This is a genomic window from Mycobacterium liflandii (genome assembly GCF_022354805.1).
GTDB classification, from domain to species: Bacteria; Actinomycetota; Actinomycetes; order Mycobacteriales; family Mycobacteriaceae; genus Mycobacterium; species Mycobacterium marinum.
In genome coordinates this window covers 4,101,862-4,128,516 of the sequence record NZ_CP023138.1, presented here as the reverse complement: position 1 = coordinate 4,128,516, position 26,655 = coordinate 4,101,862, and the positions used below count along the sequence as shown (strand labels likewise).

The window sequence follows — 26,655 nt, the reverse complement described above, 5'->3', positions numbered from 1 at the left end:
TGAGGCCGCCGGAATGACTTTGACCGCGTTTGAAGTGAGTGCTGCCGAGGCTTCGTCAGATCGGTCGGATCGCATTCCAAGCACCAGCGTTCGACCGTTGACTTGGCGTGCCGCGCTGTGGTCGGTCATGTCGGTGCGTTGGGCGGGAATCGCGCTGGCGCTGTTCTTGACCGGGCTGGTGGCCCAGCTCAACGGCGCTGCGGAGCCGGTGTGGTGGACGCTGTATCTGGCCTGCTATCTGGCCGGTGGATGGGGTTCGGCCTGGGCCGGCGCCCAGGCGCTGCGGAATCGGGCCCTGTACGTGGATCTGCTGATGATCGTGGCCGCAATCGGAGCCGTGGCAATCGGGCAGATCTTCGATGGGGCGCTGTTGATCGTGATCTTTGCGACCGCCGGCGCACTCGATGATGTCGCGACCAAGCACACCGCTGACTCGGTCAAAGGGTTATTAGACCTGGCGCCGGAGCAGGCGACGGTCTTCGATGTCGATGGCAACGAGCAGGTGGTGGCGGCCAGTGAGCTGGTGGTCGGCGATCGGGTCGTGGTGCGCCCGGGCGAGCGCATACCGGCCGACGGTGCGGTGCTGTCGGGATGCTCCGAAGTCGACCAATGCTCTATCACCGGCGAGTCCATGCCGGCTGCCAAGGGCCGTGGTGATGAGGTGTTCGCCGGCACCGTCAACGGCTCAGGGGTCTTGCAGTTGCTGGTCACCCGCGACCCGTCGCAAACGGTAGTGGCCCGCATCGTCGAGCTGGTTTCCGAAGCGTCGGCGACCAAGGCCAAAACTCAACTGTTCATTGAAAAGATCGAACAGCGCTACTCCATCGGTGTAGTCATCGCCACGCTTGCGTTGATCGCCATTCCGCTGATGTTGGGTACCCCGGTGCAGGTGGTTTTGTTGCGCGCGATGACATTTATGATCGTTGCCTCCCCGTGCGCAGTTGTACTGGCGACCATGCCGCCGTTGCTTTCGGCGATTGCTAATGCCGGTCGGCACGGAGTACTGGTCAAATCCGCGATTGTCGTGGAGCACCTTGCCGACACCGGCGTGGTCGCTTTGGACAAGACCGGAACATTGACATTCGGGCTACCGCAATTGGCCATCGTCGAGCCGCTTAGTGCCGATGTCGGTAGCAAGAAATTGCTTCAATTAGCTGCTGCCGCAGAACAATCCAGCGAGCACCCGTTGGGCCGGGCGATCGTGGAGGAGGTGCGTCGGCGTGGTATCACCATCCCGGGGGCCGAGGACTTCCGCGCCCTGCCCGGTCGCGGAGTCCGGGCCAGCGTCGGCCGTGAGTTTGTCGAGGTGTGCAGCCCGCACAGCTATCGGGGCGCCCCGCTGCCCGAACTAGCCCCGATCCTGGAGGCCGGTGCCACCGCGGCCATCGTCTTGCGTAACGGCGTCGCCATCGGGGTGCTCGGACTCACCGACCAGGTTCGTGCGGATGCGGCACCGTCGGTTGCGGCCCTGACCGCCTTGACCTCAGCCCCGCCGGTGCTACTCACCGGCGACAACCCGTGCGCGGCCCAACGAGTCGCACAGCACGCCGGGATCACCGACGTACGCGCCGCACTGCTGCCCGAGCAGAAGGTGGAAGCCGTTCAGGCGCTGCAGGCCAGCGGTCATCGGGTGCTCGTTGTCGGCGACGGTGTCAACGACGCGCCCGCCATGGCTGCGGCGCACACATCGGTCGCCATGGGTGCCGGCGCGGATCTGACGTTGCAGACGGCCGACGGCGTCACGGTGCGCGACGAACTGCACACCATTCCGACCCTGATCGGACTGGCTCGTCAGGCCCGTCGTGTGGTCACCGCCAATCTGTTCATCGCGGGAACCTTCATCAGTGTGCTGGTGTTGTGGGATCTGTTCGGGCAGTTGCCGCTACCGCTGGGGGTAGCGGGTCACGAAGGGTCCACCGTGCTGGTGGCGCTGAACGGCATGCGGGTGCTGACCAACCGGTCCTGGCGAGCCGCGGCATCGCCGGTGCGCTAGGCGCTGGTGAGCCAAGCGGTCAAAGCGGACAACTCTGCGGTTGCCCTCGACGTAGGCTCGATGCCGGACCGACGCGCGATGGGTGAGGAAACCAGTGGCCACCGAAGATCTGACGGCAGCGAACTTCAAGCAAACCGTCCACGGAAACGACAGTGTGTTGGTCTACGTGTGGGCGCCGTTGTGCGCACCGTGTGACGTTTTCGCTCCCACCTACGAGGGGTCCTCGGACAAGCACCCCGACATCGTGCACGGCAAGGTCAACTTTGAGACCGAGCAGGAGCTGGTCTCCGCCGCGGCGGTCAAACACCTGCCCACATTGATGGCGTTCAAGAAGGGCAAGCTGGTGTTAAAACAAGCCGGCATCGCCAACCCCGCGGTCATGGACGATCTGGTGCGGCACCTACGGGAGTACCGGATCGAGCCGGCGGTAGCCCAGAAGGGCCTGCTCTAGCCCCCGCTTGCGTTCGCCGCAGGCTCGACCGGAACAAACCCGCCCCGCCGCGGCGTTATGGCTGACATGGCTACCCAAGACTTAACAGCTGCAAAGTTCAGCGAAACCGTCAACGACAACGACATGGTGCTGGTCGACTTCTGGGCCTCCTGGTGCGGCCCGTGTCGCGCGTTCGCGCCTACGTTCCAGGCGTCCTCGGAGGCTCACCCCGACGTCGTGTACGCCAAGGTTGACACCGAGGCCGAGCAGGAGCTGGCTGCGGCCGCCCAGATCCGGTCCATTCCTACGCTGATGGCCTTCAAGAAGGGCAAGCTGCTGTTCAACCAACCCGGCGCGCTGCCCGCGGCGGCTCTCGAGGACCTGGTAGGACAGCTCAAGTCCTACGAAGTCGTCTGACGGCTGGCAGCGTGCCAGCAGCCCCGGTGCGCTGATGGTGGCATTACGCGCGGTGCTGTGGCCCTACGCGATACCGTTCACGGGTGTCTTTGGTCCTGTTAGAGCACCCGCGTCCAGACATTGCGCTGGTCACCCTCAACCGGCCCGAGCGGATGAACTCCATGGCCTTCGACGTCATGGTGCCGCTCAAGGAGGTGCTCGAGGAGGTCAGCTACGACAACTCGGTGCGGGTGGTGGTGCTGACCGGGGCTGGCCGGGGCTTCTCGTCTGGCGCTGATCACAAGTCAGCGGGCGCCGTTCCGAACGTTGGGGGATTGACCCGGCCGACATACGCGCTGCGTTCGATGGAGCTGCTCGACGAAGTGATCCTGATGCTGCGGCGTTTGCATCAGCCGGTGATCGCCGCGGTCAACGGGCCGGCCATCGGTGGGGGACTATGCCTGGCGTTGGCCGCCGATGTCCGGGTGGCCGCGGCCAGCGCGTACTTCCGGGCCGCCGGCATCAACAATGGGCTGACCGCCAGCGAGCTGGGCCTGAGTTACCTGTTGCCCAGGGCCATCGGGTCCTCGCGCGCCTTCGAGATCATGTTGACCGGCCGCGATGTCACCGCGGAGGAAGCCGAGCGGATTGGTCTGGTGTCCTGCCGGGTGCCCGATGGTCAGCTACTGGACACCTGTTACGCGATCGCGGCACGAATGGCGGCCTTCTCCAGGCCGGGAATTGAGTTGACCAAACGCACACTGTGGAGTGGACTAGACGCCGCTAGCCTGGAGGGGCACATGCAGGCCGAGGGGCTGGGCCAGCTCTTCGTCCGCCTGCTGACCGCAAACTTCGAAGAAGCGGTGGCCGCACGCGCCGAGAAGCGGCCGGCGGTTTTCACCGATGACAAGTAACACCACAACGCAGGGAGAGAGATCGTGATCACGGCCACGGACCTGGAGGTCCGCGCTGGCGCGCGTATCCTGCTCTCGCCTGACTGCCCGGACTTGCGGGTGCAACCTGGCGATCGGATCGGTCTGGTCGGCCGCAACGGAGCGGGCAAGACGACAACCTTGCGCATCCTGGCGGGGGAGAGCGAACCGTACGCTGGTTCGGTCACCCGAGCCGGTGAAATCGGATACCTGCCACAGGATCCGAAAGAGGGCGACCTCGAAGTGCTGGCTCGCGATCGGGTGCTGTCGGCCCGCGGCCTGGACGTGTTGCTCACCGACCTGGAGAAACAGCAGGCACTGATGGCCGAGGTGGCCGATGACGCTGCCCGCGACCGCGCCATCCGCCGCTACGGCCAGCTCGAGGAGCGGTTCGTGGCGCTGGGCGGTTACGGCGCCGAAAGCGAAGCCAGCCGCATCTGCGCCAGTCTCGGCCTGCCCGAACGGGTGCTCACCCAGCAGCTACGTACCTTGTCCGGGGGCCAGCGCCGCCGGGTGGAGCTGGCCCGCATCCTGTTCGCGGCATCGGACACCGGCGCGGGTTCGTCCACCGTTTTGCTGCTCGATGAGCCGACCAACCATCTCGACGCGGATTCGGTTGGCTGGCTCCGCGATTTCCTGCGAGCGCATACCGGTGGGCTGATCATCATCAGCCACAATGTGGAGCTGCTCGCCGATGTCGTCAACCGGGTGTGGTTCCTGGACGCCGTTCGGGGCGAGGTCGACGTCTACAACATGGGCTGGCACAAGTACCTCGATGCCCGGGCTACCGACGAGCAACGTCGCCGCCGGGAACGCGCTAACGCCGAACGTAAGGCCACCGCGCTGCGGACCCAGGCTGCCAAGATGGGCGCTAAGGCGACCAAAGCTGTTGCCGCCCAGAACATGTTGCGCCGGGCGGACCGGATGATGGCCGCGCTCGATGAGGAACGTGTGGCCGACAAGGTGGCCCGAATCAAGTTCCCCACTCCGGCCGCCTGCGGCCGGGTGCCGCTGGTAGTCAAGGGGCTGAGCAAGACCTACGGGTCGCTGGAAGTGTTCACCGGCGTCGACTTGGCGATCGACCGGGGGTCGCGGGTGGTCGTGCTCGGTCTCAACGGTGCCGGTAAGACCACGCTGCTGCGTTTGTTGGCCGGTGTGGAGCACCCCGATACCGGCGGGCTGGAACCTGGACACGGTTTGCGGATCGGCTATTTCGCGCAGGAGCATGACACGCTCGACAACGACGCGACCGTTTGGGAGAACATTCGCCACGCCGCACCCGAATCCGGCGAGCAGGAGTTGCGCGGGCTATTGGGTGCGTTCATGTTTACCGGTCCGCAGCTCGACCAACCGGCCGGCACGCTCTCCGGTGGGGAAAAGACCCGGTTGGCGCTGGCCGGCCTGGTGGCCTCCACCGCGAACGTCCTGCTGCTCGACGAACCGACCAACAATCTCGATCCCGCCTCGCGCGAGCAGGTCCTCGATGCGCTGCGCAGCTATCAGGGCGCGGTGGTGCTGGTGACACACGACCCTGGTGCGGCCGAGGCGCTCGACCCCCAGCGCGTGGTGCTGCTGCCCGACGCGACCGAGGACTACTGGTCCGACGAGTACCGGGACCTCATCGAGCTGGCCTGAATAGCGCCAGGCGATTTCGTCCAAAGTGGCCCTTTGGCGGCAGCGGGTTTCTACGCTAGGTGCCGGGGAGCGATGGAGGTGCCCATGCGAAAGTCAAAGAAGACGCGCGATCAGCTGCTGGATGAGTTGCGCCACGCCTACGAAGCCGGTGCCAGCATTCGCAATCTGGCTGCCAACACCGGCCGCTCGTACGGATCCGTTCACAGCATGCTGCGGGAATCCGGTACCACGATGCGTAGCCGCGGCGGGCCCAATCACCGTTCCCGGCCGCGCTAAATCAGCTGCGGCGCAACGAGTTCTCCACCAAGTCGAGAACGTCGGTGAGCCGTTGCGGATCCTCCCCGGATGCCAGTCGTGCAACCAGCCCGTCAAGAACCAGGTCCAGGTAGCACTGCAACACTTCGTTGGGAACGTCGTCGCGCACCCTGTTGGCCTGCTTCTGGCGACGTAGCCGATCGGTGGTCGCGGCCGCCAGCTCGGCGGAGCGCTCCGCCCACCCGCGGCTGAACTCCGGGTCGTTGCGCAGCTTGCGGGCGATCTCTAGCCGGGTGGCCAGCCAGTCGAACTGCTCTGGCGCGGCCAGCATGTCACGCATCACCTGGATGAGGCCTTCGCGGGATGCGACATCGGCCATCCGCTCGGCATCCTCATGTGCCAGCGCGAAAAACAGTGCGTCCTTGTCCCGGAAGTGGTGGAAGATCGCACCGCGCGACATGCCGATCGCCTGTTCCAGACGCCGGACCGTGGCCTTGTCGTAGCCGTACTCGGCAAAGCAACGGCGAGCGCCGTCGAGGATCTGGCGGCGGCGGGCCGCCAGATGGTCCTCGCTGACCTTGGGCACGGTTCGGGGCTAGCCCGACTTCAGCATGTTGCGCAGCACGTACTGCAGGATGCCGCCGTTGCGGTAGTAGTCGGCCTCACCCGGAGTGTCAATGCGCACCACCGCGTCGAACTCGATCGGGTCGGCACCGTCCTTGGTGGCCTTCACATGCACCGTCTTGGGAGTCTTGCCGGAGTTGAGCTCTTCAATACCGGTGACGTCGAAGGTCTCGGTGCCATCCAGGCCGAGTGACGATGCCGACTGCCCCGTGGGGAACTGCAGCGGAATGACGCCCATGCCGATCAAGTTGGAGCGGTGGATACGCTCGAACGACTCGGCGATCACCACCCGCACGCCCAGCAGCAGCGTTCCCTTGGCCGCCCAGTCGCGAGACGAACCGGAACCATATTCCTTGCCGCCCAGCACCACCAGCGGAATGTTCTGTGCCGCATAGTTTTGCGCCGCGTCGTAGATGAAGGCCTGCGGCGCGCCATCCTGGGTGAAGTCGCGGGTGTAGCCGCCGGAGACATCGTCGAGCAACTGGTTGCGCAACCGGATGTTGGCGAACGTGCCGCGAATCATCACCTCGTGGTTTCCGCGTCGCGACCCGAAGGAGTTGTAGTCCTTGCGTGCCACGCCGTGCTCGTCGAGGTACTGGGCGGCCGGGGTGCCCGGCTTGATTGCGCCGGCGGGGGAAATGTGGTCGGTGGTCACCGAGTCGCCAAGCAGCGCGAGCACCCGCGCGCCGGTGATGTCACTGACCGGAGCGGGGGCAGCGGCCATCCCCTCGAAGTACGGTGGCTTGCGCACGTAGGTCGAGCTCTGGTCCCAGTCAAAGGTGTTGCCGCTGGGGGTGGGCAGGTTGCGCCAGCGCTCGTCACCCTTGAACACGTCGGCGTAGTTCTTGGTGAACATCTCCTGGTTGATCGCCGAGGCGATGGTGTCGGCGACGTCTTGCTGCGACGGCCAGATGTCACGCAAGAAGACGTCTTTGCCTTCCTTGTCGGTGCCCAGCGGCTGGTTCTCGAAGTCGAAGTCCATGGTGCCGGCCAGCGCATAGGCGACGACCAACGGCGGCGAGGCCAGGTAGTTCATCTTGACGTCGGGGTTGATCCGGCCCTCGAAGTTCCGGTTGCCCGACAGCACCGCGGCCACCGAGAGGTCGTTGTCGTTGACGGCCTTCGAGATCTCTTCGGGCAGCGGCCCGGAGTTGCCGATGCACGTGGTGCAGCCGTAGCCGACCAGGAAGAAGCCCAACTTCTCCAGGTACGGCCACAACCCGGCCTTGTCGTAGTAGTCGTTGACCACCTGAGACCCGGGCGCCATGGTGGTCTTCACCCATGGCTTGGAGGTCAGCCCCTTGTCGACGGCGTTGCGGGCCAGCAGCGCGGCGCCCAGCATCACCTCGGGATTGGAGGTGTTGGTGCAGGAGGTGATCGCGGCGATCACCACCGCGCCGTGGTCGAGCACGAACTCGCCGAGTTCATCGGAGCGCACCCGCACGGGCTTGCTCACCCGGCCATCGGCGTGCGCGGCCGCGGAGTGGACGGCGGCGACATCGTCATTGGCGAAGGTCAGTTGCCCGGGGTCGCTGGCCGGGAAGGTTTCCTCCACTACCTCGTCCAGTTTCGAGTGCTGGTCGTGTGCGGAGGAGTCGTCGCTGACGTAGTGGGTGATCTGTTCGCGGAAGGTGCCTTTGGCCTCGGACAAGACGATTCGGTCCTGCGGGCGCTTGGGCCCGGCGATGGACGGCACCACGTCGGACAGGTTGAGTTCGAGGTACTCGGAGAACACCGGCTCGTGCTTGGGGTCGTGCCACATGCCCTGTTCCTTGGCATAGGCCGCAACCAGCGCCACCTGCTCAGCGGAGCGACCGGTCAACTCGAGGTACTTGATGGTCTCCTCGTCGATCGGGAAAATTGCTGCGGTGGAACCGAATTCGGGGCTCATGTTGCCCAGCGTGGCGCGGTTGGCCAATGGCACCTCGGCCACGCCCTCGCCGTAGAACTCGACGAACTTGCCGACGACGCCGTGCTTGCGCAGCATTTCGGTGACGGTGAGCACCACGTCGGTGGCTGTGACGCCGGGTTGGATCTCGCCGGTCAGCTTGAACCCGACCACCCGCGGGATCAGCATCGACACCGGCTGGCCGAGCATCGCCGCCTCGGCTTCGATGCCGCCCACGCCCCAGCCCAGCACGCCGAGGCCGTTGACCATGGTGGTGTGCGAGTCGGTGCCCACGCAGGTGTCGGGATATGCCACGCCGTCACGGTCCATCACCACGCTGGCCAAGTATTCGATGTTGACCTGGTGCACGATGCCGGTGCCGGGAGGCACCACTTTGAAGTCGTCGAAAGCGCCTTGCCCCCAGCGCAAGAACTGGTAGCGCTCACCGTTGCGCTGGTATTCGATCTCGACGTTGCGCTCGAAGGCGTCGGCCCGACCGAACAGGTCGGCGATCACCGAGTGGTCGATCACCAGGTCGGCGGGGGCCAGCGGGTTGACCTTGTCGGGCTGGCCGCCGAGATCTCCGATGGCTTCACGCATGGTTGCCAGGTCGACGATGCACGGCACCCCGGTGAAGTCCTGCATCACAACGCGGGCGGGAGTGTACTGGATTTCGATGCTGGGTTCCGCTTGCGGGTCCCAGTTCGCAATGGCCTCGATGTGATCCTTGGTGATGTTGCTGCCGTCCTCGTTGCGCAGCAGGTTCTCGGCGAGCACTTTGAGGCTGTAGGGAAGCTTCTTGGTGTTTGGGACGGCGTCGAGACGATAGATCTGGTAACTCTTGTCGCCGACCTCGAGGGTGTTGCGGGCTCCGAACGAGTTCACAGAATCTTTGCTGGTCACATCAACTCCCAAGGATTAAATTCTCCCGCCAACGGGCCGTGTCGACGGGGCTTCAAATGCGCAAAGCAACATTAACAGTACGCTTGTCCTGCATTGCGTTGGCACTCGCACTGTCAGTCTTGTCGCGCGGGGCGCGTGGTGGAACCCCATTTTTCGACTCGACCGCGGGAGGTGGCCCCACGACCTGCCTACTGTCAGGCTAGGGTGGCCGCGGTAGCCGGAATTCACCCGGGTGGGACGGCATCATCCGGCCGTCCGGCGCGCGAGCCGAACCCGTGGGCCAACGCGGCAGAAAGGACGTCATGAGCGGACCAGAAACTATCCCGTTCCTGCCGGCCTACATCCCGCAGGACGTCGACATGGCGGCGGTCAAGGCCGAGGTCGCCGCGATCGGCGTCAGCGCTCCACCCGAGGCACTGCCCGGACTGGTAGAGGTGGTCAGCCAAGCGCAGCACGATGGAATCAATCTCAAGATCGTGCTGATCGACCACAACCCTCCCAACGACACCCCCCTGCGGGACATCGCGACCGTCGTCGGCGCCGACTACCCGGATGTGACGGTGCTAGCGCTGAGCCCGAGCTATGTCGGCAGCTACAGCAAGGAGTTCCCACGCGTCACCCTGGAGGCGGGGGAGGACCATTCCAAGACGGGCAACGCCGTCCAGTCCGCACAGAACTTTTTGAACGAGCTCGATACACCCGAGTTTCCCTGGACCGGGTTGACAATCTTTTTGTTGATTGGGGTGCTCGCGGCAGCGGTCGGAACCCGGTTCATGCAGCTGCGCGCCAGGCGATCAGCAACCTCTCCCGAGGTTGCCCAGGCGGTGGCCGAGCTGGCTGACCCAGGGGTTTAGCCAGCTAGAAGGGCATTTCTGGCATTTGCGCGGATCTACTCCGTCTGCCGGTGGCAAACGCGCTAGATAACCGTTCGGTCACATTAAACGCACGTAGCGGGCGCACTTTGTGACATACGTTTCCTTTGCGTCAAGTGTGACGTACGGTGCGAATGGTGATTGTGATGTTTTTGGCGCTTTCCGTACCAACAGGCGCCGTCCGTCCGGTTTAAGCCATAGGAGACCTGACCAATGAGACGGACCCGCCGTAGCTCAGCTTCGAGATCGGCAGCAAGACTTGTCCGACCGGCCATTCCCTCGGTGGTCAGTGTTGCCCTGCTGGTAACGGTTCCAGCGGTGGCCAATGCTGATTCCCGAACCGACTCCATCGCCGCGCTGATCGCCGACGTCGCACGGGCGAACCAGCGGCTGGACGACCTGAGCGCCGCCGTTGAGCTCGAGCAGGAGGGCGTCAACAAGGCGATGGTCGCCGTGGAGACGGCCCGGGATGAGGCCGCCGCCGCCGAGCACGAACTCGAGGCCAGCCAGCAAGCGGTCAAAGATGCCAATGCGGCCATCGCCGCGGCCCAACACCGGTTCGATACGTTCGCGGCCGCCACCTATATGAATGGCCCGTCGGACAGCTACCTGACCGCGACCAGTCCCGACGAGATCATCGCGGCGGCGACCGCCGCCAAGACCCTGGCCGCGAGTGCGCAGACCGTCATGGCGAATCTGGAGCGGGCGCGGACCCGGCAGGTCAACAAGGAATCGGCCTCGCGGCTGGCCAAGCAGAAGGCCGACAAGGCCGCCGAAGACGCCAAGACCAGCCAGGACGCGGCCGTGACGGCGCTCACCGATACCCAACGCAAGTTCGACCAACAGCGCGAGGAAGTCAATCGCCTGGCCGCCGAACGCGATGAAGCGGAAGCCAAGCTGCAGGCCGCCAGGCTGGTTGCCTGGTCCTCGGCTGGTGCAGAAGGTCCGCCGCCGGGGGCGATGTGGGATCCCGGGGCGAGACCGGGCAACGGGCGCCGGTGGGACGGCTGGGACCCCACGCTGCCTCAGATGCCCAGTGCCAACATCCCCGGCGACCCGATCGCCGTGGTTAACCAGGTGTTGGGCATCTCGGCAACATCTGCGCAGGTCACGGCCAACATGGGGCGAAACTTCCTGCAGCAGTTGGGCATCCTCAAGCCCACCGACACCGGAATCACCAACGCCGCAACGGGCGCTACCCGGATTCCGCGGGTCTATGGGCGACAGGCCTCCGAATACGTGATACGTCGCGGAATGGCGCAGATCGGAGTGCCCTACTCCTGGGGCGGCGGTAATGCTGCGGGACCCAGTAAAGGAATCGACTCCGGGGCGGGTATCACCGGCTTCGACTGTTCGGGCCTGGTGCTCTACTCGTTCGCCGGGGTGGGAATCAAGCTGCCGCACTACTCGGGTTCGCAGTACAACCTGGGCCGCAAGATCCCAACCTCGCAGATGCGCCGCGGCGACGTCATCTTCTACGGACCCGGCGGCAGCCAGCACGTCACCCTTTATCTGGGCAACGGTCAGATGCTCGAAGCCCCCGACATCGGGTTGAAAGTACGGGTTGCGCCGGTGCGCACCAGCGGCATGACGCCCTTCGTGGTCCGCTACATCGAGTACTAGCACGATGAGTAGTTATCGAGGTCCCATGCGATACAAGCGATTTCGCCTACTCGGTCTGGCCTGGATAACCCTGGCGGTGGCAGCTCTGATGGTCGTGGTGTCAGCGCCGGCTGACGCCGATCCGGGCGGATGGGATCCCACCTTGCCGGCAACCGCCAGCGCGGGTGCACCCGGGGACGCGCTTGCCATGGCAAATGCTTCGCTGCAGGCCACCGCCCAGGCCACCCAGACCACTTTGGACTTGGGCCGGCAGTTTCTCGGCGGGCTCGGGATCAATCTGGGCGGTAGTCCCGCGCCCAGTGCGGCCAATACCGGAGCAAACCGGATCCCGCGGGTTTACGGCCGGCAGGCGCTCGAGTACGTGATCCGTCGGGGCGGATCGCAGATGGGGGTCCCGTATTCCTGGGGCGGCGGCAGCCTGCAGGGCCCCAGCAAGGGCGTCGACTCCGGTGCCAACACCGTCGGTTTCGACTGCTCGGGGTTGATGCGTTACGCCTTCGCCGGGGTGGGCGTGCTGATCCCACGCTATTCCGGTGACCAGTACAACGCCGGCCGGCATATTTCTCCTGATCAGGCGCGGCGCGGCGACCTGATCTTCTACGGCCCGGGGGGCAGCCAGCACGTGACCATGTATCTGGGCAACGGCCAAATGCTGGAGGCATCCGGAAGCGCGGGCAAAGTCACGGTGAGCCCGGTGCGCAAGGCCGGCATGACCCCCTTCGTGACTAGGATCATCGAGTACTGAGTCAGGTGTGCCGCCCGGTTAGCGGGCCCGGGCGCCTGAGGCGGAGCGGGGCGTGGTGCGCCGGTTACGGTTGCCGGTCGGCAACCGCGGCGTCGACGGAATCCAGGAGGCCTGGAATAGTTGAACGCGGGCACGTCGCTGCCCCGCGAATTTAGTCGTGTCAGCAGTCGTGTCTGATCGAGCGGTGGAGGGTTGTTGATGACATCAGCAGGTGGCGGTTACTCGGGTCCGGGTGGGCATTCGGCCCCACCGGCCCATGAGGCGCCTTCGGGTGGCCCGGACGGGCTGGCCGCCGAGGTACACACCCTCGAGCGGGCAATTTTCGAGGTCAAGCGGATCATCGTCGGCCAGGACCAGCTGGTGGAGCGGATGCTGGTCGGCCTGCTGGCCAAAGGGCATGTGCTGCTCGAGGGTGTTCCCGGGGTAGCCAAGACGCTGGCGGTGGAGACCTTCGCCCGAGTGGTCGGCGGGTCGTTCGCGCGTATCCAGTTCACGCCCGACCTGGTGCCGACCGACATCGTCGGTACCCGTATCTACCGGCAGGGCAAGGAGGAGTTCGACACCGAACTGGGCCCCGTGGTGGCCAACTTCCTGCTTGCCGACGAGATCAACCGGGCGCCGGCAAAGGTCCAGTCGGCTCTGCTGGAGGTCATGGCCGAGCGGCACGTGTCGATCGGCGGGAAGACCTTCCCGATGCCCAACCCTTTCCTGGTGATGGCGACCCAGAACCCGATCGAGCAGGAGGGTGTCTACCCGCTGCCCGAGGCGCAGCGCGACCGCTTCCTGTTCAAGATCAACGTCGGTTACCCGACACCCGAGGAAGAGCGGGAGATCATTTACCGGATGGGCGTCACCCCGCCGCAGCCCAAGCAAATCCTGGGCACCGGTGACCTATTGCGGCTCCAGGACATCGCCGCCAACAACTTCGTACACCACGCTTTGGTCGACTACGTCGTCCGCGTGGTGATGGCAACGCGCCAGCCCGAGCAGCTGGGCATGAACGATGTCAAGACCTGGATCGCGTTCGGTGCTTCACCGCGCGCGTCGCTGGGCATCATCGCCGCGTCCCGGGCGCTGGCGCTGGTCCGGGGCCGCGATTACGTGATCCCGCAAGACATTATCGAGGTGGTTCCCGACGTGCTGCGGCACCGCCTGGTGCTGACCTACGACGCACTGGCCGACGAGATTTCGCCTGAGATCGTGATCAACCGGGTCCTGCAGACGGTTGCCCTGCCGCAGGTGAATGCGGTACCGCAGCAAGGTCATTCGGTGCCGCCGGTGATGCAGGCCGCCGCGGCGGCTGGCGGTCGGTGAGCGATTCGGTCCCGGTGGCTCAAGAGGCGGTTGGGCCACGTGTCGTCAACCCGCCGTCGATGCAGCGCGGGGACATCAATGACCCCAAGCTGGCGGCGGCGCTGAAAACGCTCGAGCTGGCCGTCCGCCACAAGCTGGACGGCGTGCTGCATGGCGACTACCTGGGCCTGCTCCCGGGGCCGGGGAGCGAGCCGGGCGAATCCCGCATCTACCAGCCCGGCGACGACGTACGGCGGATGGACTGGTCGGTTACCGCCCGTACCACCACACCGCACGTACGGCAGATGATTGCCGACCGGGAGTTGGAGACCTGGTTGGTGGTCGACATGTCGGCCAGCCTGGACTTCGGTACCGCCGTGTGCGAGAAGCGTGACCTTGCGGTAGCGGCGGCCGCGGCCATCTCGTTCCTCAACAGCGGTGGCGGCAACCGGCTTGGCGCCCTGATTTCCAACGGCGCCACGCTCACTCGGGTGCCGGCGCGATCCGGGCGCCAGCATCTGCAGACGATGTTGCGCACCATCGCGACCACACCCAAGGCGCCGGTCGGGGTGCGCGGCGACTTGGCCGTCGTCATCGATGCGCTGCGCCGTCCGGAGCGCCGTCGCGGGATGGCGGTGATCATCAGCGACTTCCTGGGGCCGATCAATTGGATGCGCCCGCTGCGGGCGATTTCAGCTCGGCACGAGGTGCTGGCCATCGAAGTGCTCGATCCACGCGATGTCGAACTGCCCGACATCGGCGACGTGGTGCTGCAAGACGCCGAAACCGGGGTGACCCGTGAGTTCACCATCGATGCCCAGCTGCAGAACGACTTCGCCCGGGCGGCCGCGGCGCACCGGGCCGACGTGGTCCGCACCATCCGCGGTTGCGGGGCACCGGTCATGTCGCTTCGCACCGACCGCGATTGGATCGCCGACATCGTCCGTTTCGTCACCTCCCGCCGGCGTGGGGCAATCGCGGGGCGCCGGTGACACCAACGCTCATGCACGTTGAGACAGGTCTGTTATGACATTGCCGTTGCTGGGGCCGATGACGCTGTCCGGCTTTGCACACTCTTGGTTCTTCCTATTCCTCTTGGTCGTCGCCGGGTTGATCGCGGTCTACGTCGTGCTGCAACTGGCGCGCCAGAAGCGGATGCTGCGGTTCGCCAACATGGAGCTGCTGGAGAGCGTGGCCCCCAGCGACCCTCGCGCTACCGTCACATTCCGGCGATGCTGCTGGCTCTATCGTTGGTGCTGTTCACCGTCGCCATGGCCGGGCCGACGCACGACGTCCGGATTCCACGCAACCGCGCGGTGGTCATGCTGGTGATCGACGTATCGCAGTCGATGCGGGCCACCGACGTCGAGCCCAACCGCATGGTCGCGGCCCAAGAGGCCGCCAAACAGTTCGCCGACGAGCTGACCCCCGGGATCAACCTTGGGCTGATCGCATACGCCGGCACCGCGACGGTCCTGGTCTCGCCGACGACCAATCGGGAGGCGACCAAGGCCGCGCTCGACAAGCTGCAGTTCGCCGACCGCACCGCCACCGGGGAAGCGATCTTCACGGCCCTGCAGGCCATCGCCACCGTCGGAGCGGTGATCGGTGGTGGCGACACACCACCGCCGGCTCGCATCGTGCTGTTCTCCGACGGCAAGGAGACGATGCCGACCAATCCGGACAACCCCAAGGGCGCCTATACCGCCGCACGCACGGCCAAGGACCAGGGTGTTCCGATCTCGACGATCTCCTTCGGCACCCCCTACGGCTTTGTCGAGATCAACGATCAGCGCCAGCCGGTGCCCGTCGACGACGAGACGATGAAGAAAGTCGCCCAGCTCTCCGGCGGAAACTCCTACAACGCCGCGACCCTGGCCGAGTTGAACTCGGTCTACGCCTCGCTGCAGCAGCAGATCGGGTACGAGACGATCAGAGGCGACGCCAGCATGGGTTGGCTGCGTCTGGGCGCGCTCGTCTTGGTGGCAGCGGCGCTGGCCGCGCTGCTCATCAACCGCCGGTTGCCGACCTAGCTCTGGCGCGCGAACGTAGCGCAGGGCACAATCCGGGGCAGAAAATGCGCCGGGGCGTCTCGTTGGCGACCAGCCGGTTACAGGCTTGCGGTGGTGAGGCGCTAGGTTGGCGGGGTGACTGATACGGCCACCGAGCAAAACACCGAAAGTGCCGCCGACGGCGGCAAACCCGCATTCGTATCCCGCTCAGTCCTGGTGACGGGCGGAAACCGGGGGATAGGTCTGGCGATCGCGCAGCGACTGGCCACCGATGGTCACAGGGTGGCCGTCACGCACCGCGGATCCGGGGCTCCCGAGGGGCTGTTCGGCGTCGAGTGTGACGTCACCGACAACGACGCCGTCGACCGTGCGTTCAAAGAGGTCGAGGAGCACCAGGGCCCGGTCGAGGTGCTGGTGTCCAACGCCGGCCTGTCCGCGGACGCCTTTCTCATTCGGATGACCGAGGAGAGGTTCGAAAAGGTTATCGATGCCAACCTCACCGGGGCATTCCGGGTGGCTCAGCGCGCATCTCGCAGCATGCAGCGCAAGAAGTTCGGCCGGCTGATCTTCATCGGTTCGGTCTCCGGTAGCTGGGGGATTGGCAACCAGGCCAATTACGCCGCCTCCAAGGCAGGCGTGATCGGGATGGCGCGCTCGATCGCCCGCGAGCTGTCGAAGGTCAATGTGACCGCCAATGTGGTGGCGCCGGGCTACATCGACACCGATATGACCCGCGCGCTGGATGAGCGGATTCAGGAGGGGGCGCTGCAGTTCATCCCGGCCAAGCGGGTCGGCACCGCCGCCGAGGTCGCCGGGGTGGTCAGCTTTCTGGCCTCCGAGGATGCGAGCTACATCTCCGGTGCGGTCATCCCCGTCGATGGCGGCATGGGTATGGGCCACTGAGTCCACCCATGAGGCGAAGGCTTCGGCCACGACCTGAAGGAATCACGACCTAACCGAACCACAACACGAAGGACGGACATGGCAGGACTGCTGGAAGGCAAACGGATCCTGGTCTCCGGGATCATCACCGACTCCTCGATCGCGTTTCACATCGCCCGGGTGGCCCAGGAACAGGGTGCCCAACTGGTGTTGACCGGTTTCGACCGGATGCGGCTGATCCAGCGCATCGTGGACCGGTTGCCGCAGAAGGCTCCGCTGATCGAACTCGACGTGCAAAACGAAGATCATCTGGCCAGCCTGGCGGGTCGGGTCACCGAGGTGATCGGGGAGGGCAACAACCTCGACGGCGTGGTGCACTCGATCGGCTTCATGCCGCAAAGCGGAATGGGCATCAACCCGTTCTTTGATGCGCCCTACGAGGACGTCTCCAAGGGCATCCACATCTCCGCGTATTCCTATGCTTCGCTGGCCAAGGCGCTGCTGCCGATCATGAATCCCGGCGGTTCCATCGTCGGTATGGACTTCGATCCCACTCGGGCGATGCCGGCCTATAACTGGATGACGGTTGCCAAGAGTGCGCTGGAGTCGGTCAACCGCTTTGTCGCGCGCGAGGCTGGCAAGTATGGCGTTCGTTCGAATCTGGTTGCAGCAGGACCGATCCGGACCCTGGCAATGAGCGCGATCGTCGGCGGTGCGCTCGGCGAGGAAGCCGGCGCACAGATTCAGCTGCTCGAAGATGGCTGGGATCAACGAGCTCCGGTCGGATGGAACATGAAGGACCCCACGCCGGTCGCCAAGACGGTGTGTGCGGTGCTGTCCGAATGGCTCCCGGCGACCACGGGCGACATCATCTTCGCCGATGGTGGCGCACACACTCAATTGCTGTAGCGGGCAATGGAATTTGATGCCATCCTGCTGCTGTCCTTCGGCGGGCCGGAAGGTCCGGAGCAGGTGCGGCCGTTCCTGGAGAACGTGACCCGCGGCCGCGGAGTGCCGCCCGAGCGGCTCGACGCGGTGGCGGAGCACTATATGTATTTCGGCGGGGTGTCGCCGATCAACGGCATCAACCGGGCGCTAGTCACCGAGCTGCGCGCCGAAGTTGGCCTGCCAGTGTATTTCGGCAACCGCAACTGGGAGCCCTACGTCGAGGACACCGTTATGGCGATGCGTGACAACGGTGTTAAACGAGCGGCGGTTTTCGCCACCTCGGCCTGGAGCGGGTATTCCGGCTGCACTCAGTACGTCGAGGACATTGCCCGAGCGCGTCGGGCCGCCGGGCCGGATGCGCCCGAACTGGTGAAGCTCAGAAGCTATTTCGATCATCCGTTGTTTGTCGAGATGTTCGCCGATGCCATTGCGGCTGCTGCGGCAACGGTGCCGAAAGGCGCCCGCTTGGTGTTTACCGCGCACTCGATTCCGGTGGCCGCGGATCGGCGCTGTGGGCCCGGGCTCTACAGTCGCCAAGTTGCCTATGCCGCAAGCCTGGTCGCCGCGGCGGCGGGATATGACGACTACGATCTGGCCTGGCAGTCGAGATCAGGACCGCCCCAGGTTCCGTGGCTCGAGCCCGATGTCGCTGACCATCTCGAGATGCTGCGCGCCGGCGGGGTCAAAGCCGTGATCGTCTGTCCCATTGGATTTGTCGCCGATCACATCGAAGTGGTGTGGGATCTCGACGCTGAGTTGCGGGCTCAGGCGCAGGATGCCGGGATCGCACTTGCCCGGGCCGCCACGCCGAATGCCGATCGCCGATTCGCGCGGCTGGCCCGGGGCTTGATCGAGGAACTTCGCAGCGGTGGTGAGCCGGCGCGAGTCGGCGGCCCGGATCCCGTGTCCGGATGTCTGGCCGGCGTCAACGGCGAGCCGTGCCGCCCACCACATTGCGCCGCGCGGGAAACAGCACCTCAGGGGGCCTGATTGCGGTCAGTCAGACCAGGCTGAGTGCAGGATCGCGCTGATCGCGGCCATCCGTGCCGAACGCACCACGGCGTTGAGCGGCCGCAGCGCGTCGGTGGCGATCTGAACCTCCGACGACGATTGCGTTCCCACCGGCTCCAGCCCGGCCACCATCCGGTGTGCCATGTGTTCCGGGGCGGAGTCGGGCAGTCGGCTGAGCCCGGAACTGACTGCGATGATCGCGTCGACATGGGCGGCGTTCTCCAGCACCCGCAGCGCTCTCGACGGTGCGTGGTCGGGGATGCGGTGTTGCCGTGATGATTCCAGCATCTGCTCAACCAAACCGCGTGGATTGGCCACGTCGCTGGCTGCCGATCCCAATCCGATGGCACTCAATGCTTCGGCAGCTGAACGCACAGCCGAACGCAGTGCATATTCGGCGTCGGCGAGTTCGTAGTGATCGAAGGCCGGGGCTCCCGGTAGCGAGTACACCGTCCAGGCCAGTGCAGACAATTCGGGTGTCCCCGTCTCGTCATCTGCGGCTTCATCCGCATCGCTGTAAGAGAACTCAGGGACCAGTCCGATAGCGGTGCCGGGATCATCGGGATTGCTGACGATCAGCGCTTCGCCGGAGGCCAGCGCGCCACGCGCGAATTGCGTTCCAGCCGAAAGTCCCCGTACATCACCCGGTACCGGCAGCACCACGTTGATGGTCCCGAACAACCCGTCGGGCGTCGGCGGCGCCGCCGCCGTCGACCTGCCCACCGCGGCACGCAGTGTCTGCAGCAGCGACACCGTACCCACATTGTGCACGTCCGGCCACGGCAATCCGGTATGGCCCGCCGCGACGGCATCATACGCGGTAACCGATTGTGTTGGCGCCCAGAGTGATAACGCGTCCAAAAGATCGTCGGGCGCGGCCTTGCCCGCGAGCCAGGCATTGGCCCACATCGACAGCGAAATACTCGGACACCACATGGTCTCGCAGTGTAGTTGTTCGCCGCGGCTAAGGCGGATCACGCGTATCCTGTGGCCATGCCTGTCGCGCTGATCTGGCTGATTGCAGCGTTGGTGCTCGCCGGAGCCGAGGCGTTGACCGGCGACATGTTTTTGCTGATGCTCAGTGGTGGCGCTTTGGCTGCTTCGGGAATCAGCTGGCTGACGGACTGGCCGCTGTGGGCGCGCGGTTCGATCATCGGTCGCTAAATGTACGTTTACGATTGTAAACAATTGTTTATCAGTTGGTGCGCCGGGGGTACTACGACGAACCCCGCCCCGGTCGCAGATGTCGTGCATCGCGACCGGGGCGGGGACACCGGTTTGCGGCCAATGATCACCCGCTAGGATGTCGTTGTCCCGCCACCCTCAGGCATGCGCACCTGGTGTTGCGGGTGCTGGTGTCGGCGCAGGCGATTGCGGGCCGCCCGGCAACTGCCCGGGCGCGGGTGGTTTTGGTGCCCCGGGGAGTTGCCCGGGCCCCGGTGCCCCCGGCGGCGGACCGCCCCGGAAGGCGTGGCCCGCCGGCGGCACCGGCATCGGGGGCGGTCCCCCGGGCATCGGACCCCGCAGCGCGCCCGGTCCGGGCGGAGGCGCTTGGTGCCATCTCATGGACGGGCCCCCGCCGCCTGGCCCCGGAGGCGGGGGAGGTCCGAAGGCAAACGCCCAAAGAAACAGCGCCGCGCCCGCGGTTCCCATCGCACCAACGAGTAGGCCCAGCAGGCCCGAGCCCACCAGCATCCCCGTCGAGAAGCGGCGCTGCTGATGTCCGGGCGGGGCGGGCGGCACCGGCGCGGCCGGGGCGGGCGGTGCGGGTGGCGGGGCGGCGCCCTGGCCTGGCGCCTGGGCGCCGATGTTTGGGGTCGTGTTGCTGTCTTGTGCACTCATGGCGATCTCCACTCCGTCGTTGTCGGTGATCGCGACGCTAATTTCCGAACTTGAAGTGGAACTGAAGAATGCCGAGCGCGCCGCACCGCCGAGACCGGACCGGGTGGTTGCGGCGGTCGGATCGGCACCCAGATTGTCGGTTATCGCAAGAAACGTGCGGCGCTTCAGATTGATCTCAGGACCACGCGTTAACAATGGGGCCATGACCGATCGTTCACGAACCGACCACACCGGCAATCGCCAGGTTGCGAGCCGCACGGACCAATTCAGTGTCGGCGCGCCGAGAGTGCTGGTGGTCGAGGATTCCGTGACCATCCGCGAAATGGTCAACGAGGCCCTGGCCGACGTCGGCTACCACACCGACACCCGCTCCGATGGAGAAGGACTGGAAGAAGTTCTGCAGGGCCTACGGCCCGACCTGGTGGTACTCGACGTGATGCTGCCGGGTCGGGACGGATTTGCCCTCATCGACGTCATCCGCGAGTGGGGCGATATCGGCATCGTCTTGATCACCGCCCGCGACGGTCTGCCCGACCGGCTGCGCGGTCTCGACGGAGGTGCCGACGACTATGTGGTCAAACCGTTCGAGCTCGCCGAACTCGTGTCGCGGGTGGGCGCGGTTCTGCGCCGCCGGGGTCGGCTGCCCCGGGTGGTTCAGGTCGGCGATCTGATGCTGGACAGCGAGGCTGGGGTCGCTGCACGCGACGGCCACCAGCTGGACCTGACCGCCACCGAACTCCGACTGCTCGACTTCCTGGTACAACAACGCGGCCGCATCGTGAGCGCCACGCAGATCCTCAATGCCGTGTGGGGCTACGACGCCTACGACGCCAACCTGGTGCAGGTGCATGTCAGCAGCTTGCGCCGCAAGCTCGAAGCGCATGGCCCACGAATTGTGCAGACCGTCCGAGGCATCGGCTACCGGTTGCAGCCGCCGAGGTCATGATGGCCGAGGAGCTCGAATCCCCGGGCGATCCCGAAACCCCCACCCCGTCGCTGCAGCGACGGGTGATTCTGCTGGTGGTGGCCTTGCTGGCGGTGCTATTGGTGGTGCTGGGTGTGACCATCGACGTCAGCCTGGGCTTGCAGGCTCGGCGGAATCTGCACGATCTGCTGCTGGCGGCCACCTCGCGCGCCGACGCGCTGGCCTCGGTGGGCACCTCTCCGGAACTGATCGCCGCCGAGATCAACGGCGGCAGCGTGCGCGCGCTGCTGGTGACAGCCGACGGTGCTACCTACGGGGACCCCAACATCAGCCCGGACACCACCGCGGGCCCCGCCGTCCCGGCGCTGCCCGGCCCTCCGCCCCTGATTCCGCCCGGGGGGCACCAGGGTCCTCATGGCCCCCCGCCGCCGCCTCCCCCTCCACCTGGGGGACCGCCGCCCGGACCGCGGCCGGATGCGACCGCCACGGCGGCGGTACACACCTTGCCGGATGGTTCGCGACTGATCCTGGTCGCCGACACCACGCAGACCACTCAAGTGACCCGCCAGCTGCGCCAGCTGATGATCGGTGCCGGGCTGGTGACCCTGGTAGTGGCGGCACTGCTACTGGTACTGGTCAGCCGGGCGGCATTGGCGCCGCTGGATCGGCTCGCGGCGTTGGCCAAGGACATCACCACCGGAGATCGCGGTCGCCGGCTGCGCCCCAGCCGCGGCGATACCGAACTCGGCCGGGCCGCGAGCGCTTTCGACGGAATGCTGGATGCGCTGGAAGACTCAGAGCTGCGTGCCCAGCAGGCCGCTACGGCCGCGCAGCGCGCCGAGAACGCGACGCGGCAGTTTCTCGTGGATGCCGCCCACGAACTGCGCACTCCGATCGCGGGGATGCAGGTCGCCGCCGAACAACTCGCCAGCAGCGCCGGGCAGCAGCAGGAAGATCCCGCAGCGCGCGGCCAGTACCGCCGCGCCAGCCTGCTGCTCTCTGATGCGCGTCGCGCGGGACGGCTCGTCGCCGACATGCTGGATCTGAGCCGTATCGACGCGGGGCTGCCGCTGGATCGCCACGACACCGACCTGGCCGAGATCGTCGACGCCGAAAGCCAGCGAACCACGATGCTGGCGCCGCAGATCACCGTGACCCGGTCCGGGCTTGGCACGCTTACCGTTGCGGCCGACCCGACTCGGGTGGCGCAGATCCTGTCCAACTTGCTCGACAACGCGCGCAGATACACCCCGGCCGGGGGAGCCATCGCCATCGATCTGCGGGCCGGCCAAGGAGTGGCCACGGTTACCGTCACCGACACCGGCCCCGGTATCCCCGACGACGCGCGCAACCGCATCTTCGAGCGCTTGGTGCGACTCGATGCCGCGCGCACCCGCGACCATGGTGGTGCGGGCCTGGGTTTGCCGATCGCGCGGGCGCTGGCCCGGGCACACGGGGGCGAGCTGGTTTGTCTACCGCACCAGGGTGGTGCACGATTCCGGCTCACTTTGCCGCTGGCGGTGGCCGGTGGCGTTGAGTGAACGCTCAGGGGGAACCCGGTTCGGTAATGGCGGTCAGGCTCCACCGGTCCAGCCAGGGGCGCACCAGCTCGGCGATTGAGAATGTGGCCGGTGTCGAGCATCCGGGATGTGGGTCGTTGGCATGGCCGGCCCGAATGAGAATGCCGACCGCCACCGCGGTGCCATCGTCGTCCAGGCGGTAGACCGGGCCCCCGGAATCGCCGCATTCGCTGGCCGCCAGAAATGCCACCTTGCTCGCACTGATATCGGTGACTTGCCCACATTCCGCTCGGCCCGTCTTCATCCCGAACTTGCAGAGCAGTTGCCCCACCTTCAGATCGGTGGCTATGCCGGTGACCGGAACAGCCGCCTTGATCGCCGGGGACTGCGGGATCTTTCCGGAATCCAGCGTGATCAGTCCGATGTCGTGGGCTTCCCCGTTGAGGCCCTCGCTGATCGACTGGCTGAAGGTACCGATGTTCACGTATCCGCCGCCCGCGGAGTAGTTGATGCTGACCTTGCTCGCTTCGCCTTCTTTGTTGCAGTGGCCGGCGGTGAGTATCCCGGTCCGGCCGGCGTTGGTGCGCACCAAGAACCCAGCGGTGCAGCCCATTCCTCCTGACCCGTCGGCGTAGGTGACGGCGATGCCGGTGCCCGGGGCAATGGCACTGGCGCCTGGCAGGGCAACCAGGGGTCGCGCCGGCATCGTGCTCTTGCTTGGCAGCCAGATAGCCGCGACGAATCCGGCCGCGCAGATCAGCGCGGCAATCGTCAGTCGCCCACCGTCGGACTGCCGCCGCTGCGGTGGCGCGGCGTAGGGCACATTCGTGCCGCCGAACATCTGCTCTTGTGTCTCGGGGTGCTGCCTGCGGCGCTGGCTCAGCACCGGCCAGGCTGCCACCGACAGGCACAGCAGCGCTCCGGCCAACAACAACGCGGTGCGAGCCAGGGACGACGGCGAGCCCAGATTCGCGAGCGCGTGCGCACTGACGCCGACCATTGGGTAGATCTTTCAGGCAAAACGGTTTGAGATTCAATACCGGTCTACGACCGGCAGCTGACGGTCAGACGCCCAGCGGCTCGCAAGCCGGCTCGAGAACGGGTCCGTGGTCCGATGGCGCCTGGTGGCGATGGTGCCGTCGATATTGGCGGACCTCGAAGACCAGCCCGCTCATGCCCAGGGCCGCCGTGCATACCGACACCAGAACCAGCAATGGGCTGCCGTCACCGGCGAGCGCACTGCCCAGAATCACCACCGCGACGGTGCCGGGGAGCAAGCCCGCCAGCGTGGACAGCGTGTAGGGGACCACCCGCACCGCCGATGCGCCGGCGCCATAGTTGAGCGCCGCAAACGGCACGGCGGGGATCAGCCGCAGCGACAAGATCGCCAGCCAGCCCCGTTCCCGCAGACGCTCATCGAGCCGGTCGACCGCACCGTGCGGCACCAGCCGGTTCAGCCGCCACCCGGCCGCGCGCACCAGCAGCAGCGCAATCACCGCGCTCGCCGTACTGGCCGTCACCGCAATCACGATGCCCAAGACCGGTCCGAACAGCAGGCCGCCGGCAACGGTGAATGCGGTACGGGGAAAGGGTGGCACCGTGACGACGATGTGGACCAGCAGAAACACCAGGGGTAACCATGGCCCCACCGATGATGCCCAGTCCCGCATCTGCACCGCGGTAGGCAGCGGAACCAGCAATGCCACCGCCACCAGTAGTGTGATTCCTGCCATGGTGCTGACCTTGGGCAGTCGTGACATCTGCCGTGCGGCCGTCCGGAGCGTGAGAGCGATGCCGCGCACCGTATCGGTGGTTTTGCACAGGACAGAGGCTGTCACAATCACCCAGAGTACGGGGCGAAGGTGAATATATCGTTTCTCCCGGCTGGCGTTTCTGGTCACACTGTGAGCGGCAAGGCTGCACCTGGTCACCTAGCCCCCGGCTCCAATCAACTAGCCTTATTAGTCTAGCCTTATTAGTTTAGTGGCAGGCCAAGAGCAACCGGAAACAAAGTTGTCAATTGCTGCGTAAATAGGAGCAGTCGGTGTCCATTGATGTACCCGAGCTCGCCGAGCTAGAACAGGTTCGCGAGCGTTGGCGCAGTGCGGTCGCCGGTGTTCTTTCCAAGACCGCGCGGCCGGATTCTGCCGGGTTCGGCGATCAACCCGAACGGCTGCTGAACACTCCCACCTACGACGGAATCGCCATCCGGGCGCTCTACAGTGCCTTCGACGAGTTGCCGGAACCACCGCTGCCGGGCGAGTGGCCCTACGTCCGGGGCGGCGACGCGTTGCGCGACGTCAACTCGGGCTGGAAGGTCGTCGAGGCGGTACCGCAGCCGGATGCGTCCGTGGTGGACGCCAACCAGGCGCTGCTGGGCATGTTGGGTGACGGCGTCAGCGCGCTGCTGGTCCGGGTGGGGGACCACGGCGTGGCGCCTGACCAGCTCGAAGGGCTGCTCGCGGGTGTGTATCTGAACCTGGCGCCGGTGATTGTGGATGCCGGTGCCCAGTACCGGGCGGCCAGCGAGGCGATGCTGCGGTTGGCGGCTGGGCTGGATACCGACCAGCGCGCGACGATGTCGATCGATCTGGGCGCCGATCCGTTGACCGCGACGCTGAGCGGGCGTCCCGCCCCCTCGATTGACGATGTACTCGCGATCGCGGGACGGGTGGCCGGTGATCGAGGCGTGCGGACGATCACCGTCGACGGGCCGGCGTTTCACAATCTGGGCGCGACTGCGGCCTGGGAACTCGCGGCCACCATTGGCGCGGCGGTGGCCTATCTCCGGCTGCTCACCGAATCCGGTCTCTCGATCGGCGACGCGCTGGCACAGATCGGCCTCCGGCTGGCCGCCGATGACGACCAGTTCATGACACTGGCCAAGATGCGAGCCGCGCGCCGGTTGTGGGCCCGGGTCGCCGAGGTCGCCGGTGACCCGGATGGCGGGGCGGCGACGTTGCACGCGGAGACTTCGCTGCCGATGATGACCCAACGCGACCCGTGGGTGAACATGCTGCGTTGCACCCTGGCCGCCTTCGGCGCGGGTGTCGGCGGTGCGGACACCGTGCTGGTTCATCCCTTCGATGTCGCGATTGCGGGTGGCTTTCCGGGTACGGCCACCAGCTTTGCGCGCCGGATCGCCCGCAATACCCAACTGTTGCTGTTGGAGGAGTCCCACGTGGGGCGCGTGTTGGACCCGGCCGGTGGGTCGTGGTTCGTCGAGGACCTCACCGAAGAACTGGCCCAACACGCCTGGCAGCATTTCCAGGCCATCGAGGCGCGTGGCGGATTTGTCAACGCCCATGACTACGTCGCCGGGCAGATCGCCGAGCTCGCCGCACGCCGCGCCGACGACATCGCGCATCGGCGGATCGCGATCACCGGGGTCAACGAATTTCCCAACCTCGACGAACCTGCTCTGCCGCAACCGGATCGCGGTTTCTCGCCCGACGGCTGCGGAAAGCTGTTGCGCTACGGCGCCGAATTCGAGACATTGCGCGATCGATCGGATGCCTACTTGTCCGACACCGGAGCGCGACCGCGGGTGCTGTTGCTGCCACTGGGTCCGCTGGCTGAACACAACATTCGGGCGACTTTCGCATCGAATCTCTTGGCCTCGGGTGGCGTCGAGGCGCTCAATCCGGGAACCGTCGACGCGCAAGGCGTCGCAACGGCGGTAGCTGAGGCGGGTTCGCCGACGGTCGCGGTCATCTGCGGCACCGACCGCCGTTATCGGGACGAGGCGCCCGCCGTGGTCGAGGCGGCAAGATCGGCCGGCATCTCCCGGGTCTACCTGGCCGGACCGCCGGGCGCACTGGACGAGGCGGTTGACGTCGCGAGTCGGCCCGACGAATTCTTGACCGCGAAAATCAATGCGGTGCAAGCCCTGTCCGATCTGCTCACGCGGTTGGGAGCGTAGCCAC

At 66.0% G+C, this 26,655-nt stretch carries 22 protein-coding genes and 2 pseudogenes; 19 read left to right on the top strand and 5 right to left on the bottom strand.

What is annotated here, in order from left to right; genetic code table 11:
- Positions 1 to 13 precede the first annotated feature (13 nt).
- The 6 genes from CKW46_RS18345 (at position 14) to CKW46_RS18320 (ending at position 5,662) form a co-directional block, all read left to right on the top strand.
- The gene (locus CKW46_RS18345) at positions 14 to 1,993 is read left to right on the top strand and encodes a heavy metal translocating P-type ATPase (protein ID WP_482052236.1); all 1,980 of its coding nucleotides are present in this window, start codon (positions 14 to 16) and stop codon (positions 1,991 to 1,993) included.
- 94 nt (positions 1,994 to 2,087) lie between these two features.
- Positions 2,088 to 2,444 (top strand): thioredoxin family protein, encoded by a 357-nt coding sequence (locus CKW46_RS18340; RefSeq protein ID WP_117436008.1) that lies wholly within the window; start codon positions 2,088 to 2,090, stop codon positions 2,442 to 2,444.
- 66 nt (positions 2,445 to 2,510) lie between these two features.
- A complete protein-coding gene (gene trxA, locus CKW46_RS18335) occupies positions 2,511 to 2,840 on the top strand; it encodes a thioredoxin (protein WP_041299304.1) in 330 nt (109 codons plus the stop codon).
- Between the two features lie 83 nt (positions 2,841 to 2,923).
- Complete coding sequence (locus tag CKW46_RS18330; protein WP_020724991.1) at positions 2,924 to 3,733, top strand: enoyl-CoA hydratase; 810 nt, start codon at positions 2,924 to 2,926, stop codon at positions 3,731 to 3,733.
- A 24-nt stretch (positions 3,734 to 3,757) separates the two neighbouring features.
- The gene (locus CKW46_RS18325; protein ID WP_482052235.1) at positions 3,758 to 5,386 is read left to right on the top strand and encodes an ABC-F family ATP-binding cassette domain-containing protein; all 1,629 of its coding nucleotides are present in this window, start codon (positions 3,758 to 3,760) and stop codon (positions 5,384 to 5,386) included.
- 84 nt (positions 5,387 to 5,470) lie between these two features.
- Entirely contained in the window at positions 5,471 to 5,662 is a 192-nt protein-coding gene (locus CKW46_RS18320) for a helix-turn-helix domain-containing protein (protein ID WP_011739624.1), read from the top strand.
- Between the two features lies 1 nt (position 5,663).
- On the opposite strand, the gene CKW46_RS18315 is transcribed toward CKW46_RS18320, so the two are convergent.
- Both CKW46_RS18315 and CKW46_RS18310 read right to left on the bottom strand, forming a co-directional pair.
- A complete protein-coding gene (locus tag CKW46_RS18315) occupies positions 5,664 to 6,227 on the bottom strand; it encodes a TetR/AcrR family transcriptional regulator (protein WP_011739625.1) in 564 nt (187 codons plus the stop codon).
- A 9-nt stretch (positions 6,228 to 6,236) separates the two neighbouring features.
- The gene (locus CKW46_RS18310) at positions 6,237 to 9,056 is read right to left on the bottom strand and encodes an aconitate hydratase (RefSeq protein ID WP_015356082.1); all 2,820 of its coding nucleotides are present in this window, start codon (positions 9,054 to 9,056) and stop codon (positions 6,237 to 6,239) included.
- Between the two features lie 302 nt (positions 9,057 to 9,358).
- On the opposite strand from CKW46_RS18310, the gene CKW46_RS18305 reads away from it, so the two are divergent.
- From CKW46_RS18305 to CKW46_RS18265, 9 genes and pseudogenes are all read left to right on the top strand, one after another.
- A complete protein-coding gene (locus CKW46_RS18305; protein ID WP_015356081.1) occupies positions 9,359 to 9,910 on the top strand; it encodes an Rv1476 family membrane protein in 552 nt (183 codons plus the stop codon).
- 231 nt (positions 9,911 to 10,141) lie between these two features.
- Positions 10,142 to 11,551, top strand: a complete 1,410-nt coding sequence (gene ripA / locus CKW46_RS18300; protein WP_015356080.1) for an NlpC/P60 family peptidoglycan endopeptidase RipA — start codon at positions 10,142 to 10,144, stop codon at positions 11,549 to 11,551.
- 25 nt (positions 11,552 to 11,576) lie between these two features.
- A complete protein-coding gene (gene ripB / locus CKW46_RS18295; RefSeq protein ID WP_011739629.1) occupies positions 11,577 to 12,296 on the top strand; it encodes an NlpC/P60 family peptidoglycan endopeptidase RipB in 720 nt (239 codons plus the stop codon).
- 198 nt (positions 12,297 to 12,494) lie between these two features.
- Positions 12,495 to 13,610: a chaperone MoxR1 gene (moxR1, locus tag CKW46_RS18290; RefSeq protein WP_011739630.1), complete on the top strand. Its 1,116-nt coding sequence runs from the start codon at positions 12,495 to 12,497 to the stop codon at positions 13,608 to 13,610.
- Between the two features lie 59 nt (positions 13,611 to 13,669).
- Positions 13,670 to 14,581, top strand: a complete 912-nt coding sequence (locus tag CKW46_RS18285; protein WP_482053440.1) for a DUF58 domain-containing protein — start codon at positions 13,670 to 13,672, stop codon at positions 14,579 to 14,581.
- Between the two features lie 34 nt (positions 14,582 to 14,615).
- Positions 14,616 to 15,622: pseudogene (locus tag CKW46_RS18280) on the top strand (VWA domain-containing protein).
- A gap of 114 nt (positions 15,623 to 15,736) precedes the next feature.
- The gene (gene fabG1, locus CKW46_RS18275; protein WP_011739633.1) at positions 15,737 to 16,504 is read left to right on the top strand and encodes a 3-oxoacyl-ACP reductase FabG1; all 768 of its coding nucleotides are present in this window, start codon (positions 15,737 to 15,739) and stop codon (positions 16,502 to 16,504) included.
- Positions 16,505 to 16,582: 78 nt separating this feature from the next.
- Positions 16,583 to 17,392, top strand: a complete 810-nt coding sequence (gene inhA / locus CKW46_RS18270) for an NADH-dependent enoyl-ACP reductase InhA (protein WP_015356077.1) — start codon at positions 16,583 to 16,585, stop codon at positions 17,390 to 17,392.
- Between the two features lie 6 nt (positions 17,393 to 17,398).
- Positions 17,399 to 18,421, top strand: a complete 1,023-nt coding sequence (locus tag CKW46_RS18265) for a ferrochelatase (protein ID WP_482052234.1) — start codon at positions 17,399 to 17,401, stop codon at positions 18,419 to 18,421.
- 6 nt (positions 18,422 to 18,427) lie between these two features.
- Here CKW46_RS18265 and CKW46_RS18260 read toward each other — a convergent pair whose 3' ends face one another.
- Positions 18,428 to 19,378 (bottom strand): Rv1486c family protein, encoded by a 951-nt coding sequence (locus CKW46_RS18260; protein WP_117436026.1) that lies wholly within the window; start codon positions 19,376 to 19,378, stop codon positions 18,428 to 18,430.
- A 57-nt stretch (positions 19,379 to 19,435) separates the two neighbouring features.
- Here CKW46_RS18260 and CKW46_RS18255 point away from each other — a divergent pair.
- The 3 genes and pseudogenes from CKW46_RS18255 to CKW46_RS18245 all read left to right on the top strand — a co-directional run.
- Positions 19,436 to 19,594 (top strand): annotated as a pseudogene (locus tag CKW46_RS18255) (NfeD family protein); the annotation flags it as partial.
- A gap of 892 nt (positions 19,595 to 20,486) precedes the next feature.
- A complete protein-coding gene (locus CKW46_RS18250; protein ID WP_051045874.1) occupies positions 20,487 to 21,230 on the top strand; it encodes a response regulator transcription factor in 744 nt (247 codons plus the stop codon).
- Positions 21,230 to 22,750 carry a sensor histidine kinase gene (locus CKW46_RS18245; RefSeq protein WP_015356072.1) on the top strand — a complete coding sequence of 507 codons (1,521 nt, stop codon included), beginning with the start codon at positions 21,230 to 21,232 and terminating at the stop codon, positions 22,748 to 22,750. Before CKW46_RS18250 ends, CKW46_RS18245 begins: the two co-directional genes overlap by 1 nt.
- Positions 22,751 to 22,754: 4 nt before the next feature.
- Here CKW46_RS18245 and CKW46_RS18240 read toward each other — a convergent pair whose 3' ends face one another.
- Positions 22,755 to 23,729 (bottom strand): S1 family peptidase, encoded by a 975-nt coding sequence (locus tag CKW46_RS18240; protein WP_117436018.1) that lies wholly within the window; start codon positions 23,727 to 23,729, stop codon positions 22,755 to 22,757.
- A gap of 64 nt (positions 23,730 to 23,793) precedes the next feature.
- On the bottom strand, positions 23,794 to 24,567 hold the full coding sequence (locus CKW46_RS18235; RefSeq protein WP_499018072.1) for a TVP38/TMEM64 family protein: 774 nt from the start codon (positions 24,565 to 24,567) through the stop codon (positions 23,794 to 23,796).
- A 206-nt stretch (positions 24,568 to 24,773) separates the two neighbouring features.
- On the opposite strand from CKW46_RS18235, the gene mutA reads away from it, so the two are divergent.
- Positions 24,774 to 26,651 carry a methylmalonyl-CoA mutase small subunit gene (gene mutA, locus CKW46_RS18230; protein ID WP_482052232.1) on the top strand — a complete coding sequence of 626 codons (1,878 nt, stop codon included), beginning with the start codon at positions 24,774 to 24,776 and terminating at the stop codon, positions 26,649 to 26,651.
- Positions 26,652 to 26,655: the final 4 nt, after the last annotated feature.